Source organism: Aureimonas sp. AU20 (genome assembly GCF_001442755.1).
Lineage (GTDB): Bacteria > Pseudomonadota > Alphaproteobacteria > Rhizobiales > Rhizobiaceae > Aureimonas.
In genome coordinates this window covers 371,338-386,573 of the sequence record NZ_CP006368.1, presented here as the reverse complement: position 1 = coordinate 386,573, position 15,236 = coordinate 371,338, and the positions used below count along the sequence as shown (strand labels likewise).

Annotated in this window: 14 protein-coding genes; 2 read left to right on the top strand and 12 right to left on the bottom strand. The window is 67.2% G+C overall.

Translation table 11 applies throughout. The annotated features are described in order from the left end of the window. The first annotated feature begins 251 nt into the window (after positions 1-251). A complete protein-coding gene (locus tag M673_RS18695) occupies positions 252-623 on the top strand; it encodes a helix-turn-helix domain-containing protein (protein WP_061978208.1) in 372 nt (123 codons plus the stop codon). 27 nt (positions 624-650) lie between these two features. Here the strand turns inward: M673_RS18695 and M673_RS18690 are convergent, their stop codons facing one another. Genes M673_RS18690 through M673_RS18680 form a run of 3 tightly spaced genes read right to left on the bottom strand, consistent with a single transcriptional unit; the run spans position 651 to position 1,921 of the window. Beyond that, positions 651-1,001, bottom strand: coding sequence for a hypothetical protein (locus tag M673_RS18690; RefSeq protein ID WP_062215161.1), 351 nt, complete (start codon positions 999-1,001; stop codon positions 651-653). Positions 1,002-1,012: 11 nt separating this feature from the next. After that, complete coding sequence (locus M673_RS18685) at positions 1,013-1,276, bottom strand: hypothetical protein (protein WP_061978206.1); 264 nt, start codon at positions 1,274-1,276, stop codon at positions 1,013-1,015. A 3-nt stretch (positions 1,277-1,279) separates the two neighbouring features. Then, on the bottom strand, positions 1,280-1,921 hold the full coding sequence (locus tag M673_RS18680; RefSeq protein WP_061978205.1) for a GNAT family N-acetyltransferase: 642 nt from the start codon (positions 1,919-1,921) through the stop codon (positions 1,280-1,282). Between the two features lie 89 nt (positions 1,922-2,010). Here M673_RS18680 and M673_RS18675 point away from each other — a divergent pair, with 89 nt between their 5' ends. After that, positions 2,011-3,054, top strand: coding sequence for a LysR family transcriptional regulator (locus M673_RS18675; RefSeq protein ID WP_061978204.1), 1,044 nt, complete (start codon positions 2,011-2,013; stop codon positions 3,052-3,054). Between the two features lie 215 nt (positions 3,055-3,269). On the opposite strand, the gene M673_RS18670 is transcribed toward M673_RS18675, so the two are convergent. The 9 genes from M673_RS18670 to M673_RS18630 form a co-directional block, all read right to left on the bottom strand. Further along, positions 3,270-4,487, bottom strand: coding sequence for an ROK family transcriptional regulator (locus tag M673_RS18670; protein ID WP_061978203.1), 1,218 nt, complete (start codon positions 4,485-4,487; stop codon positions 3,270-3,272). 261 nt (positions 4,488-4,748) lie between these two features. Beyond that, entirely contained in the window at positions 4,749-7,769 is a 3,021-nt protein-coding gene (locus tag M673_RS18665) for an alpha-mannosidase (protein ID WP_061978202.1), read from the bottom strand. Positions 7,770-7,789: 20 nt separating this feature from the next. Then, complete coding sequence (locus tag M673_RS18660; RefSeq protein ID WP_061978201.1) at positions 7,790-8,632, bottom strand: carbohydrate ABC transporter permease; 843 nt, start codon at positions 8,630-8,632, stop codon at positions 7,790-7,792. Then, entirely contained in the window at positions 8,629-9,459 is an 831-nt protein-coding gene (locus M673_RS18655; RefSeq protein ID WP_244493139.1) for a carbohydrate ABC transporter permease, read from the bottom strand. Before M673_RS18655 ends, M673_RS18660 begins: the two co-directional genes overlap by 4 nt. 190 nt (positions 9,460-9,649) lie before the next feature. Further along, a complete protein-coding gene (locus M673_RS18650) occupies positions 9,650-10,945 on the bottom strand; it encodes an extracellular solute-binding protein (protein WP_061978199.1) in 1,296 nt (431 codons plus the stop codon). A 511-nt stretch (positions 10,946-11,456) separates the two neighbouring features. Further along, positions 11,457-12,452: a Gfo/Idh/MocA family protein gene (locus tag M673_RS18645; RefSeq protein WP_061978198.1), complete on the bottom strand. Its 996-nt coding sequence runs from the start codon at positions 12,450-12,452 to the stop codon at positions 11,457-11,459. Next, complete coding sequence (locus tag M673_RS18640; protein ID WP_061978197.1) at positions 12,449-13,330, bottom strand: sugar phosphate isomerase/epimerase family protein; 882 nt, start codon at positions 13,328-13,330, stop codon at positions 12,449-12,451. The genes M673_RS18645 and M673_RS18640 overlap by 4 nt, the downstream gene beginning before the upstream one ends. Before the next feature lie 56 nt (positions 13,331-13,386). Beyond that, on the bottom strand, positions 13,387-14,220 hold the full coding sequence (locus M673_RS18635) for a carbohydrate ABC transporter permease (protein WP_061978196.1): 834 nt from the start codon (positions 14,218-14,220) through the stop codon (positions 13,387-13,389). Continuing rightward, the gene (locus tag M673_RS18630; RefSeq protein WP_061978310.1) at positions 14,217-15,125 is read right to left on the bottom strand and encodes a carbohydrate ABC transporter permease; all 909 of its coding nucleotides are present in this window, start codon (positions 15,123-15,125) and stop codon (positions 14,217-14,219) included. Before M673_RS18630 ends, M673_RS18635 begins: the two co-directional genes overlap by 4 nt. Positions 15,126-15,236 lie beyond the last annotated feature (111 nt).

The window sequence follows — 15,236 nt, the reverse complement described above, 5'->3', positions numbered from 1 at the left end:
CAGGACGAGGCGCGAACCCAGCGATCAGGCAAGCGGCACGGCGCTTCGCCGGGCTGCCGGAAAACGACAAGAGATAGGGTATATTTGTCGGCTTCTGCGACCGTTTGGCCGTACGGGCATCACGGTTTGGGGACGGGTGAGAATCCGAAGTCTCGTGGGCGTGCCGGTGTTTACCTCAAGAGACCGGTCGGCCTTGAGCGTTTGTGCGCGTGCGCCTATAGCTGCCTGCGGACCGAGCGTGGGAATATCATATGGTGGGCGTGCCCAAGGAGCAACCCGACAGCATCGACGTGAGCGTCGGGCGGCAAGTGCGCGCACTTCGCAAGGCGCGTCGGATGTCGCTGGACATGCTGGCGTCGAAGGTCGGCGTCACCTACCAGCAGGTGCAGAAATACGAGAGCGGCACGAATCGCGTCTCGGCCTCAATGCTGGCGCGCATTGCGCGCGTCCTCAACGTGCGAATCAGCGACTTCTTTCCGGATGAGGAAACAGACGCAGGATCGGGCGCCCAAACGGCCGATCTTTCCTCGCTGGTGATCGCCCAGAAGATCGGCCTACTCGACCCACATCTGCGTCGGTCGATTTCCGATCTGGTGGACGCGCTGACATCCGTCAAAAGCTGATCTGGCCGACCGTCGCCGGATCGGCGCTCAACTCGTGCCAAGCGCCTCCAGACGATGCCCCTTCAGGATCTCGATGGCCATCGAGACCCAGAGATGGGGTCCCGTGCCGGGCGTCAGGTCCCGGACGGCGAAGGCGAGCGCCGCGACGGGCGAGGCGCCGTGCCGGGCCTGGCGTCCGAAGGTGATATCCGGCAGATCGACCAGCGGATCGAGCGCTTCCACCGCGCGCTTCAGAAGCGATACCGCGTCGTCGGAATGCCGCGCGGCCGCCGGCAGCAGGTCGGCGAGATAGGCGGCGAGGAACTGCTGCTCGCTCGGCTCGGAGAACGAGGCGTCGGCGAGGTCCCATGTCTTGCCGGTGGAATGGGGAATGTCCAAGATGGCTTGCCTCACGATCTTCGGTAATGCGCTCCGGCGTCTCGCTCCAGAAGGGCGACGCGGAGCTTGAGCTGAAGGAAATCCTCGAGCGGGCCCTGGCCCTTGGCTGACGAGCCCGGCCCGCGCTCCTTTCCGTGCCAGACCATGGCCAGTTCCAGGAGCGCGAGATCGAGAAGGCGGGTGACGAAAGGCAGGGACAGGCCGCTCGCCAGCTCCCGGTCGCGCGTCAGGCCTCGCGCCAACTCGGTCAGCCTGCGCTCTTCCTCCGCGTCCATGGATCAGCCTGCCAGGGTGCTGGGGCGCTCGAGAGCGCAGGGCTGGTTCCACAGCCCTTCGGGCCGGATCGTGCGCACCGGATCGTCGCCGATGCACACGGCGTCATCGAAGGGCTCGATGTCCTCGACCATCTCCACCAGCGGCCAACTGGCCAGCTCGAACGGCGCGCCGTTGTCGCGAACCTTGAAGCCGAAATGCAGCCAGAAGCTCAGATATTCCTCGCTGGCATGGCCATAGAGCTTGCGGTAGCCCTTGGCCCGGCACAGATCGACCGCCGCGCGCACCAGCTCGAAGGAGATGCGGGAATTGCGGAACTCGCGCCGCACCGCCAGACGCTCCATCTTGGCGAAGTCGCCGAAGAAGCGGATGCGGATGCAGCCAGCGGGCTCGCCGCGAACGCTGGCGAGAAGATGGGTGGCGGCAAAATCGTTGCCGTCGAACTGCTGGTCGTAGGCGAAGGCCTTCTCGCCCATGTAGACGGCGGCGCGCACCACGGCCATCTTCACGAAATCGTCCATGCCGTGGACGACCACGAGGCCCGTTCCGTTGGCGTCGAGCCCTTTTTCGTACCGCCGGGCGCGCCGGGGCGCGGCATCGGAGGGGGACAAGTCGGGAGAAGCGGTGGGGAAGGGCGAAGAACTCATCTTGTTCTCTCCGATAGATTGTGGAGAGGATGGTTACTCAACTGTCGGCGCCGCCGATGCAGCAAAGCTGACGACGGGGCGTTCGCCATATGGAACACCTACTGCAGAGCGTGGACTGGGACGGGGTGAAGGTCATCCTCGCCGTGGCCGATCGCCAGAGCTTCCGACAGGCGGCCCAGGATCTGGGACGCAGCGTCAACACGCTGCGCGGCATCGTCGACCGGCTGGAGGACCAGTTCGGCTTTCCCGTGTTCAACCGCCATGTCGACGGCGCCAAGCTGACCGTGGAGGGGAGGCGGGTGGTGAGCGCCGCGCGGCTGGTGGAGCGCTCGATGATGGACCTGATGCGCGTCGCGCAGTCCGCCTCCGACACGATGAAGGGCCCGGTGCGCCTCGCCGTGACGGAGGGGATCGGCACGTTCTGGATCGTGCCGCAGCTGGTGGACTTTCTGGCCGGGCCGGGGCGGGACATTCAGGTGACGTTGCAATGCGCGCTGCAGGCGGTGGACGTCCTGCGGCTGGAGGCCGACATCTCGATCCAGACGGCCGAGCCGACGGCATTCGACGTGGTGAAGCACAAGATCGGCTGCGTTCACATGACGCTGTTCGCCGGGCGCGCCTATGCCGAGCGGCACGGGCTGCCGACGACGCTGGCGGAACTGGCCGACCACCGCATCATCGAACAGGAGATGGACCAGTTCACGGGCTACGGGCTGGACCGGATCTACACGCCGGAGATCGCGGAGCGGATCGTGGCGCTTCGGACGAACTTCGCCAGCGCCCACTACTGGGCGATCGCCAAGGGTGCCGGCATCGGCATGCTGCCGAACTACGCCGCGGCCATCGGCGGCGATCTGGTTCCCCTGGATCTCGGCCTCCGCATCCCGGTGGACCTCTGGCTCGCGGTTCACCCCGAAATGGTGAAGACCGCGCGGCACCGGGCCGTGGTGGAATGGCTGGACACCTGCTTCAGCGCCGAGACCTATCCCTGGTTCGGCGATCGCTACATGGCGCCGGAGGAAATCGAAGCTTTTCTACGCGGTTCGACCAAGCTGAAGGGCTATTTCTCGGGGTTCACGCCCTTGAATCCGATGGCGGAGCCGCTGCCGATCGACAAGCTGGAGCAGCTTTGAAGATTTCGGTCGGGGCACAGTCGAGGCCACGTTCTCGCGAGGCCGTCAGGCGCTCCGCCTATTCGCAATGCCTGGAAAAAATTCCGGGTGGAGGATGGTCGAGGGATTTTCGCCGGCGCGGAGGAACGAAGCGCGATCGACGCGAGGGCGCGGGGCCAAGCATGTGCGGTGAAAGGACTTCGGGTAGCCGACCCCGTTAGGTTTTGTTGGGCGCTCTATAACAGCGCCCGGCCGCGCAGCGGCGAGCGCGTCAGCTGGGCGGGGTCTGCTGATTCCAGCCTGAGCGCGTGAGCGAGCGGCATGGCTGCGGCGCCGAGCGCTGCGGCATCCTCCGAGCCGGCGGCGCGGTAGACATGAGGTGACGGGCGCGGGTCCTCGGCCAGCGCCTCGTGAACATGTTGGATCAGGCGGTCCATCAGCGTCACCGGGAGGCGGCCGCCGATCACCACCGCGTCAGGGTCGAGCGTCAGGCCGATGTCGATCGCGGCCTCCGCCAGGGGGCGCGCGGCGCGGCGCAGCCATTCCGCCACCAGGGCGCGGCCGCGCTCGTCCAGTGCCAGCAATTGCTGCGGCTCGTCCACATGGAAGCCGTGGGACTTCAGGAACTCGTAGAGCAGGAAAAGCGACACGACCTCGCCGAGCGGGCGCACCGGCCCTTCGCCGCCGTCCGGCGCGACGGGAAGCCAGCCGATCTCGCCCGCGATCCCGCCCGCGCCGTGATAGGCCGCGCCGTCCAGCACCACGCCGCCGCCGAGCCCGGCGCCGATGAAGATGTAGAAGAAGCTGCGGATTTCCGCGCCGAGCCCGTAGTTCGTCTCGCCGATCGCCGCCACGGTCGCGTCGTTGTCGATGAAGATCGGCCGGTCGGTGATCTCGGCGAGACCCGCGCGGATGTCGGTCGCCTCCCACAAGGCATAGCGCTCGGGCATGCCGATGAAGGGAATGCGCCCAAGCCAATCGGGAAAGGCGACGCCGATGCCGCACAGGCGGCTCTCGTCGATGGCGCGGCGGCGGCGAAAGCTTTTGAGCGCCTCGCGCACTTCGGCGAAGAAGGCGTCCGGCAGGAGATAGCGCGCCTCGCGATGAACCCGGTCCTGCACCCGGCCGAGCGCGTCCACCGCGACGATGGTGAGATGGTCGCGCCCCAGCCCGATGCCGACCGCCGAGCAGCCCTGCGGGTCGATCTCCAGCTCGATCGCCGGCTGGCCGCGCAGGCCGTAGCGCCGGCGCGCCTCCATCACGAGCCCGTCGTCGATCAGCTTTTCCGTAATGCGCGCCACCGCCTGCTTGCTGAGCCCGCAACGCTGCGCGAGTTCGGTGCGCGAGATCGGCTGGTTCCAGCGGATGGTGCGCAGCACGACCGCCTGATTGTGGCTCGCGGCGAGGCCGGAATTGGAGCCGGCCAGATCGCCCGGCGAAGAAGTGGATGTCATGTCCCGTCCGCAACAACTCGTCAGCCAGCCGACCTTATCGAGGTCGTCATGCTCCAAGCCTCACGTCCAGCCTTGGATCGGCAAAGCGCGGCTCGCCTCGAGTGCGCCACGTGCCGGCCGGACACATGGCAGCGCCTGAGAAGGGGCACCGCTCCGTTCGCATGAAGGCCGGCGAGGGCGGGCTTTGTCAAACCCTTCTCCCGTAGCCGGCCTTCCACTAGGCCCATCGCTCGCTTGCGGCCCGAGCGCGGGGCCTATGACCTACACCCGCGTCAGGCGCCAGCTCCGCACCTCGAAGGGTTTGAGGTCCGGCCCGGCGGGGCGCGAGACTGGCTCCTCCAGGAGATCCACATCCTCCGCCACCGCCCAGCCCCGGGCGGGGTCGAGCGCGAAGCCGCCGCGCGCGCCGGCTGGCTCGTAGACGCGGGCGACGAGGCCGTTGCCGTCCTCCGCCGGCTTGAGGCCGGCCAGCGCGGCGGGGACGCCCGTCGCCGCCAGCGGCCGGTGGAGGCCGGCGGCAAGGCCACTCGCCAGCGTGGCGAGCACGGGCTGATTGAGGTCCAGTGCTTCCTCTCGCACGCCGCCTTCGCGCCAGTCGCCGGCATGGGGCAGAAGCGCGTAGGTGAAGCTTTGCGCCCCTTCGTCGGCCAGCGGGTCGGGATAGATCGGCGAGCGCACGAGGCTGAGGCCGAGCACATTGCCCTTCACGCTGTGGCCATACTTGGCATCGTTGAGAAGCGCGACGCCGAAGCCCGGCTCCGACAGGTCGGCGAAGCGATGGGCCGGCACCTCGAACTTCGCCTCGTCCCAGGACGTGTTGTCATGCGTGGCGCGGCGCACCACGCCGAAGGCGCATTCGAAGGTCGCGAAATCGCTGCGAACGTCCACCGGCGTCTCGGTGCGCAGGAGGACGCGGCGGTCGTGCCAGTCGAGATCGGTGCGGATTTCGAGGCGCGGCGAGTTGGCCCAAAGGCGCAGCGTCTGCGTGATCGTGGAGTCGCGGAAGCGTCGCTCGACGCGGATCGTGGCGCGATGCGGCCCGCTTTCCACGATTTCGATCGCATCCACCGCCGTCAGTTCGATGCCGCCCCGGCGATAGTCGTTCTCGAGGTCCCACGCGTCCCAGTCGCGCGGCTTGTCCATGGGATAGACCCAGAGCTGGTTGCCGCGCCCGGCCAGCGCCTCGCGCCCGGTCCGCTTGTCGAACAGGCTGGCCAGCGTGCCGTCCGCCGCGATCTCGACCCGCACGAAGCGGTTTTCCAGATGCGTCGCGGAGACCGAAAGGCCGGCGGGCGCCGCAACGGCGGCCCGGTCGAGAACGAGGACACCCAGCGCCGGCAAAGCGGTGTCGATCGTGAGCGGCGCGCCGTCGATCTCGGCGCGCACCCCGCGCTCGTGCAGGTCGGGATTGACCAGCACCAGAGCCTCCGCAATCTCGCCCTTAGGCAACTGGCTTGTGAGCGCGGCGAGACCGGCGCGTCCGGCGGCCTCGGCCGAAGCCAAGGCTTCCGTCAGTTCGCGCTCGGAATCCTCGTAGATTTCGCGAATGCCGGAGCCGGGCAGAATATCGTGGAACTCGTTTTTGAGAACCGTACGCCAGACGGGCTCCAGGCTTTCCGGCACGTCCGCGCCCAGGAGCGCGGCGAGCGAGGCGACCGTTTCGGCAGTGATCAGCGCGCGCTCGGCGTGGCGATGCAGGCGCTTGGTGTGGCTCTGCGAGGTCAGCGTGGCACGGTGGAGTTCGAGATAGATCTCGCCGGACCAGACGGGCAGCGTCTCGGCGGGCACCTCCTCGTGGATGCGGGCGAAGAAGTCCTCGACGCGAACGGGGCGCAGCGCCGGCACGACTGGGAAATCCGCGAGCTGCGCCTGACGCTCCAGCATCTCGGCCGTGGTGCCGCCGCCGCCATCGCCCCAGCCGACGGCGAGAAGCGTCTCGTCGTGGATGTCCTTGCGGCGGAAATTGCCCCAGGTCGGCAGGATCGCCGCCGGCTCCACCGAGCCGTTGTAGCCGTTCTGCGGATTGTCGAACGTGTGGGCGAGGACACGGCTGCCGTCGAGCCCTTCCCAATAAAAGAGATCGTGCGGGAATCGGTTGGTCTCCGACCAGTTGACCTTGATGGTGAAGAAGGAATCCATGCCGCCCTGGCGCAGGAGCTGGGGCAGGGCGGGCGAGAAGCCGAAACAGTCCGGCAGCCAGCAGACCCGATGGCGCACGCCGAAGGTCTTCTCGAAATAGCGCTGGCCGTAGAGAATCTGGCGAACGAAACTCTCGCCGGTCGGCATGTTGGTGTCGGGTTCGACCCACATGCCGCCGATCGTCTCCCACTGGCCGCGCTTCACCGCCTCACGGATCGCCCCGAACAAGGCGGGATCATCCTCTTCGATCTGGGCGTAGAAGGCAGCGGTAGACTGGTTGAAGACGAAGTCCGGAAACGCCTCCATCAGCCCCAGCATGGAGTGGAAGGTGCGCCGCGCCTTGCGCCGCGTCTCGGCATAGGGCCAGAGCCAGGCGAGATCGATATGGGCGTGGCCGGTAACAGCGACCCGGCCCTGCTGGGGATAGCGCGCCTTGAGGGCGCGTAGCGCAGCCGCCAGCCCATCATGGGCGGCGGCGACGCTCGTGCGCTGCGCGTCGGTGAGCCCGGCCGGTTGGGCTTTCAGCGCCGGCAGCGCCCAGATGGCGCGCCCTTGCGTGAAGTCGCCCATGCGCGCGACATAATCGGCCGTGGCCGACGGCCAGTCCAGGCTCGCGAACGCGTCCTCGCCGGCGCCGACGAGATGGGCCACCGCCTCGTGCGAGCCGAGAAGCCGCGCCGTTTCGACCAGCTGGCGCAGCAGAAGATGGAAGGCGTGCACCGCCGGCTCGATCCAGGCAAGGCGCGCCACCGTCAGGCGCGGCTCCTTCACCGGCTCGCCGAAGGGGAGGCGCGCGACCGTTTCCGAGCCGATGGCGAAGCGCCGGCCCGGCACCGCGAACTCGCGGTGATATGGGTCGAGCCCGTAGCTCTTCTCGCCGGCCCCGCCCTTGAGCGTGACGAGGCTTTCGCCGCCGAGGTCGAGAAGGAGGCGCGTGTCCTCCAGCGCCCAGCCCTCCGGCACCTCGGCTTCGGCGGCGAAGCGGAAGACGCCGTCTCGGCGCGGCCAGAAGGCACCGAGGGCGAGCGGCTCGCCGTCGAAGGTCCAGCGCTCGATCGGCACGCTGGCGCGCTCGCGCCAATGGGGCAGTTCGCGGCTGCGGACGTCGAGGCGGTCGATCCGCTGCGTAAGCGTCAACGACATGGGGAACTCCTTTTGGAAACTCAGCCCTTCACCGCACCGGCGGTGAGCGCGCCGACGACGAGGCGCTGGAGGGCGATGAAGGCGAGGATGGCGGGCACGACCGCCACGAGACAGGCGGCGGCCAGGACCTGCGTGGTCGAGGCGTTGGACGTGCCGGCGAAGTTGAAGATCGCGACGGCGATCGGCAGCTGCCCGTCCTTGTTCAGAAGCAGGAAGGGGATCAGAAACTGCGACCAGTTGAGGATCATCACGAGGATGAAGGTCGAGGCGAGACCGGGCGCTGCGAGCGGCAGCGTAATGCGCCAGAAGATGCCGAAGCGGCCGCATCCATCGATCTGGGCGGCTTCCTCCACCTCGCGCGGGATGGCGTCGATCGCGCCCTTCAGCATCCAGGTGCACATGGGAACGCCGACCGCGACATAGACCATGGTGACGCCGAAATGGCTGTTGAGCAGCCCGAGCGCGTTCATGTAGCGATAGAGCGGCACCAGGATCACCAGAGGCGAGACCATCTGGAAGCCGAGGATCGCGAGCATCAGGCCCGAGCGGCCCGCGAACCAGAAGCGCGAGAAGGCGTAGGCCGCGGGCGCCGCGACGACGAGGCAGCCGAGCCCGCCCAGCGCCGAGAGCTTCAGCCCGTTCCAGAGATAAAGAAGAAAAGTCGGATCGCTCAGCACCTGCTCGAAATTGGCGAGCGTCGGGTTCTTGGGGATGAACCGGCTGGCGCCCAGGAACACTTCCTGGCGCGTGCGCAGCGCAAGCGACAGGAGCCAGAGAAGCGGCGTCAGGAAGAAGGCGGCGATCAGGATCGCGAAGGCATAGGTCGCGGCGTCCGCGAGCCTTTGGCGGGGGCGGGCGCTCATGCGCGGTCCTCATCGCGCGGCAGGAAGCTTGCGTAGAGCACGGCGAGAACGAGGCTGATCACGAGCATCAGGATGGACAGGACGCTGGCGCCGCCGAGATCGTAGTTGCGGAACACGGCGAAGAAGGTGAAGAGCGACAGAACCTCCGTCGCCCGCCCCGGCCCGCCGCCCGTCAGCGAGATGATGGCGTCGAAGACGTTCAGCGTCTGAATGGTGACGAGGATGGAATTGACCAGAATGGCCGGTCGCAGCAGCGGCAGCGTGACATGGCGGAACGTCTGGCTCGTGCTCGCCCCGTCCATATCAGCCGCCTCGTAGAGCGTCGTGTCGATGCCCTTCAGCGCGGCGTAGAAGACGATCATCGAGAAGGCCGTGCCGCGCCAGATGTTGGAGACCACCGAGGAAACCATGGCGAGCGTCGGGTCCGACAGCCAGGGAACGGGCGCGACATGCAGAAGCCGCAGGACGCCGTTGATCGCGCCGAAGGGCGCCTCGCTGAACAGAAGCTGCCAGATGATGCCGTTGGCGATGCCGGGAATGACCCAGGCGACGAGGACGATCGTGCGCAGAAGCACCATGCCCGGCAGGCGCCGCCGCTCGCCCCGCACCACGAGGAGGGCGATGGCGAGCCCCAGAGCCTGCTGCCCGGCGACGCTCGCAAGCGTGAAGACGGCGGTGTTGGCGAGGATCTCGCCCAGCGCCGCGTGGCCGAGCACGGCTGTTATGGTCCCGGTCGTATAGCGCACCTCGCCGCCGAGCAGCGAGGCGTTGGTGAAGGCGAGGCGAACCGCGTCGAGGATGGGATAGAGGTAGAAGAGGCCGAGCATCACAGCCGTCGGCAGGAGCCAGACGAAGGGACTGTCCTCCAAACGTCGGCGCGGTCGGCGCCTGGCTTGGCGCGGCGGCACCAAGTCGGCATGGGCTTGCGATGCGGTCATGAACTCCTCCCCTCGACGCGCGGCGTTTGGCGCCGGACGCGGGCGGCCCGTTGCCCGGCCGCCCGTCGCGCTTCACCCATCAGCGGGCGTAGGACGCCTGCACGGCCGCGTCGGCGGCATCGAGCGCGGCTTCCGGCGTCTTGGTGCCGGACAGGACGTCGCCCATCATGATCTGGATCTGGTTGGAGAGTTCGGGATAGATCGTGGCGCCGGGCCGCGCCTGCCCATGCTGCAGCGCCTTGGCGAAGGCCTGGTTCTCAGGCGTCTTGAAGACCTCGTACTTGTCGTAGAGCGCCTTGGCCGTCGGCAGCTGCATCTGCAGAGCGTTGCCGGGGCCGGAATAGACCTCCTTGGCAATCGCCGCGCAGAGCGCGACCTTCTCGGGGTCCTTGGCGAAGGCGCCGATCGTCCAGCCTCCGGTTCCCGTGGCGCGCTGGTCGGCGGTCGGGCCGGGCAGTTCCGAGAAGGTCCACTTGGCGAACTCCTCGGGCTCCATCGTGTTCTTGAGCTGGCCGAGCTGCCAATTGCCGCCGACGAAGAGCGCCGTGGTGCCGGCAGCGGCCGCCGCGTTGAACTCGTCGTAATTGCTGATCGTGGCGACGCGCTTGGGCGCGGCACCGCTGTCCACCAGATCCTTGTAGTAGCGCACCGCCTTCAGGAACTTGTCGCGGTTCTCGCCCGAAGCGAAGACGGGCTTGCCGGCCTCGTCCACCAGCTTGCCGCCCTGCGACCAGAAATTGGCCAGCCAGTCGAAGGTCGTGCCTTCCCAGCGCCCGCCGTTGAAGAGAACGCCTTCCAGCCGCTGGTCCTTGGAGGCGAGGGCGGCGGCCTTCAAATCGTCCCAGGTCTGCGGCGCGTCGGGAACGATCTCCTTGTTGCGGTAGAGAACACGCAGATCCGTGTCCCACCACCAGGCATAGATCCGACCGTCCTTGCCCGTGATGCCCTCGCGCACGAAGGGGAAGAGGTCGGCCACATCCTCCTTGCTGAAATAGCTATCGAGAGGCTGCAGCACGTCGGCGCTCTTGAACAGGGCCAGCACGAAGGAATCCACCGCCGCGCAGTCCGGCCCGTGGCCGGACTTCACCTGCTCCAGCATCCGGGCCTGCTCCTGCCCGATATTGTCCGACATCGTCTCCAGACTGATCTTCCAGCCAGGATGGCGGCCGATGAAGTCGACGAGCAGCGCCTTGTAGCCGTCGGCCCAGACGGGGTCGTTGCTGTTGGGGCCATCCTGCGTCAGGCGCAGGGTGAGGGATTTGGACGCGTCAGCGGGACCGATCCGATCCTTCGCGACGAGGTTTTCGGCCTGGGCCGAAAGGGAGGTGAGCGCGACGGCCGAAGCCAGCAGCGCGGAAGCCAGACGCAGGCGCATCGATCGGATCTCCAGTGTTTCCTCGAAAAGACGGTTCTCAGCCGCCCTTGCCGGCACGGTTCGATCCGCGCTCCACGCGAATAAATCACATCGATTTTATATCAGCAAGATAGGGTCCTGCTTTTGCGCTCACGCCTTTTCGCGTGTGTTGAATGATCGAGGGTTCGAGAAGCGGTTGAGACGCATTCCGGTCGTCAGCCGTCCCCAACGCGACTGCCGTGCGTTCGCGGGTGCTGATGCGATGGGCTCGCCGGGCGGGCTGTCGAACCGGTCGCGGATGCGCGGCGGGCCGACAAGTCCAGGCGATTGGTCTGCGTGATGCGGTCAACCGAAGGGCGCGTGCGATTTGAAATTGGCCAGCGCATTGCGCGAATGACCGACAACAACCTTCGAGTTGTTTCGGCAACCGAAGCCGAGCACTGTCAGCGGCCGAGAGTGACGACCGGGCGCGCCGACGCCCGGACGAACCCTGTCCGTCCGGATCGAAGCCAAACGGCGTCGCCTCGTGCGTTCAGATGTCGAGTTGCCGACGCATCTCTTCCAGCCGCTCCATGGCGATCACCCCGTCATGGATGGTAGGGGCCGCCGTTTCCTGGCCCTGGAGAGCGGGAACGACATCCGCCAAAAGCGCGTAATAGCCCTTGTAGTCCTCGTTCGCGGCGGCCGTGAAATTGGGCTTCCAGCAGAGCGTGTCCTCGGCGTCGAGCAGCGTGGCAGCGGGGTCGGCGACCTTGAAGGGCGGGTTGCGGTGCCAGCGCACCTCCACCACGTCCTCGACCTCCAGCCGCTGGTGGTCGCCCATGATCTCGATCCGCTCCACCGGCGTGCCGCGCGACTGCGCCGTGCCCATGACGATCGTACCGATGGCGCCGCATTCGAAATCGAAGCCGACATGGAAGAGGATGCGCCCCGGCGTCTTCTCCACCTTGCGCGCGGCGATGCGAGTCACCGGCGAAACGAGATGCGAGACGAGGTCCATGTAATGAACGCAGTGATGCAGCAGGAAGCCGGTATAGTCGACATTGCCGGCGAAATAGCCCGGCGCCGTCATGTAGTAGCCGGTGAGGCCGAGAATTTCGCCGAAGCGCCCGGACTTCAGGACGTTGTGGGCGATCTTGTTGCCGACGGAATAGCGCTTCATGAAGCCGACGAGCAGCGGCTTGCCGGAGCGGCGGGAAGCCTCCGCCAGCTCGCGCGCCCCGGCGGCCGAGCCGGAGGGGGGCTTTTCCATGAAGACCGGCAGGCCGCGCTCCAAAGCCGCCTTGCCGAAGGCGAGATGCTGGTCGGGGCCAACCGCCATGCCGACCGCGTCGATGCCGGGGGTTGCGATCAGCTCATTGGCGTCCGAGGTCAAGGTGCGCGTGCCGAACTGGCGACCGGCCTGGGCCAGCCGGTCCTTGTCGATGTCGCAAAGAGCGGCGATCTCGACATCGTGGCGCAGGAGCTGGGGCAACAGCATCTGCGTGGCGTGGATTCCGCAGCCGATCCAACCGATCCGAAGTGTCATCGTCTGAATTCCGTCAGGGTGAGGTGGGACTTGATGAAGGCGGCGCTGGCGGCGAGGCGGTCGCTCTCGTCCTCGTGCGGCGGGCGCCACTGCGCGAAGGGCACGCCGAACCGGTCGTCGTCGCGCCGGAAGGGCTCCAGCGACACCGGACCGCGATAGCCGATCTGGTGCAGCGCGCGGCCGACCGCGACCCAATCCACCGAGCCGGTGCCGGGAAAGCCGCGATGGTTCTCGTTGGCCTGAAAATGCTTGAGCCGCGAGCCGCCGAGCAGGATGGCCTCGGCGATGGACGCCTCCTCCATCGCCATGTGGAACGTGTCCAGCATGAGCTGGACGGAGGGGTGGTCGACGGCGTCGAGCAGTTCGATGGCCTGTTTGGTTGTGCAGAGCACGTCGCTCTCGAAGCGGTTCAGCGGCTCCACGGCGAGCGTCACGCCCGTCCCGGCCGCATGGGCGCCGGCCGCCTGCAGCCCCTCGACGCAGCGCGCCTTGCGGGCGAGGCGCTCGTCTTCCGCAACCGGGGCCGGCGCGCGCCCGGCAAAGACCAGGGGGTTGCCGGTCAGCGGACCGCCGACGATCTCGGCGCCCATCTCGGCCGCGACGTCCACGGCGTATCGGAGATAGTCGACGCCGCCCTTGCGGGCGTCCCGTTCGGCGGACGAGAGGTTGCGCTGGAGATTGACCCGCGCGGCGAGCACTACGCCCAGGCCTGCGTCCGACAGCGCCTTCGCCGTTTCGCGGGCGTCGAGCTCGCCGGGCTCGGGCACCAGCAGCTCGACGAAATCGTAGCCCAGCGCCTTCATGCGGGCAAAGAGTGGGAAATGCTCGGCCGTGAAGGGCCTGGCATATTGCATGGAGATCAACCCGACCGGGTTCATGACAAGCGTCTTTCCTTCGAGAAGTTGGAAAAGGCACGGCAGGCCGGAGGCTGCGGTCAGCCCTTGACCGCCCCTTGCGTCAGGCCGCCGACCAGCCGGCGTTGGACGAGCAGGAAGAGGATCGTCACCGGCAGGGCGCCGACGACGCCGCCGGCGGCGAGCAGGCCCCATTCGATCTGGTACTCGCCGATCAGGGTCTGGATGGCGACGGTGACGGTGCGCACGTTTCGCCCGCCCAGCGTCAGGGCGTAGAGATACTCGTTCCAGGCGGTGATGAAGATGTAGATGCCGGTGGAGATGATGCCCGGTAGCGCCAGCGGCAGCACGACGCGGCGCATGGCGGTGAGGCGCGAGCAGCCGTCGATCATCGCCGCCTCGTCGAGGCTCTTGGGGATGGCGCCGACATAGCTCGTCAGCATCCAGACCGCGAAGGGAATGGCCGTGGTCGCGTTGGCGATGATGAGACCGAGATGCGTGTCGAGAATGCCGAGGCGCCGCATCATGACGAAGAGCGGAAGGATCAGCAGCACCACCGGGAACATGTTGACCAGAAGGAACTGCAGCATCAGCGCCTTGCGCCCGGGAAAGCGGAAGCGCGAGAAGGCGTAGGCAGCCGTTACCGAAACCAGAAGGCCGAGCACCACCGTGCCGAGCGCGACGATGAAGCTGTGCCCCATATTGCCCAGAAACGAGGTCTGGCCCATGAGCCGGACGTAATTGTCGGCGCTCCAGCCGGATGGCCCGAGCGAGACGCCTTGCGCGACGATCCGCGCCGAGGGGGTGAGCGAGGTCAGGATCATCCAGGCGAAGGGGCCGACCGCAAGGAGCACGACGAGCACCACGGGAATATGCGTCGTGAGAAGACGGCGCAGAAAGCTCTGGCGGTTCATCGCTCGACCTCGCGCATGGTGCGGGCGATATAGATCGCGACCGCGGACCCCAGGATCAGGGTGAAGGTGACGGCGATCGACGAGCCGTAGCCGAAGTCGAGATTCTGCCGTGCCTTGACGAAGGCGTAGAGCGGCAGCGTCGTCGTGGCATAGCCCGGCCCGCCCGACGTCATGACGAAGATGACATCCATCGAGTTCGCCACCCAGATGACGCGCAAAAGGCCCGCCGTCGCCAGGACCGGCGCGATGCCGGGTAGCGTGATGTGTCGGAACTGGCGCCAGGCGCTCGCCCCGTCGATCGAGGCCGCCTCGTACTGGCTCTTGGGAATGCCCTGGAGCGCGGCGAGGATCATCACCGCGAAGAAGGGAAAGCCCTGCCAGGTCAGCGTGCCGATGATGGCATAGAGCGCGATGCCGGGATCGGCCAGCCAGGGCACCGCCGCCATGATGACGGAGAGATAAAGAAGGAGGTCGTTCAGCACGCCGATATTGGGGTCGTAGATCCAGCGCCACATGAGCGCGATCACGACGCTTGGCAGCGCCCAGGGAATGATGACCAGCGCGCGGGCAAGGCCGCGCCAAGCGAAGTCGCGATTGAGAAGGATCGCGGCGACGAGGCCGAGCCCCATCTGCAACGGCACGGTGAGGCCGATCCACAGCGCGGTGTGGCCGAGCGCCTCCCAGAACACGGGATCGGCGAAGAGCTTGACGTAATTGGCGAGGCCGACGAACCGGCTGGCATTGGGGCGGAACAGGATCAGCTCGTAGAAGCTGGTCACCACCGCTTCGATCATGGGTAGGAAGACCACCACCGCGACGACCAGGACGGCGGGCGCCAGAAGCGCATAGGGCATCAGTCTGGCGCGCGAGAAGCGCGGTGGCGGCGCGCCTTCCAGCGCGGCCATCTCATCGAGCGTGGACATGGGATCGGACCTTCGGTTTCACCGAGGAGAGAGGCGCCGGTTTTGAGGGCCGGCGCCTGACGAAGGGATTGGGCGTCTGGAGATTGTCCAACG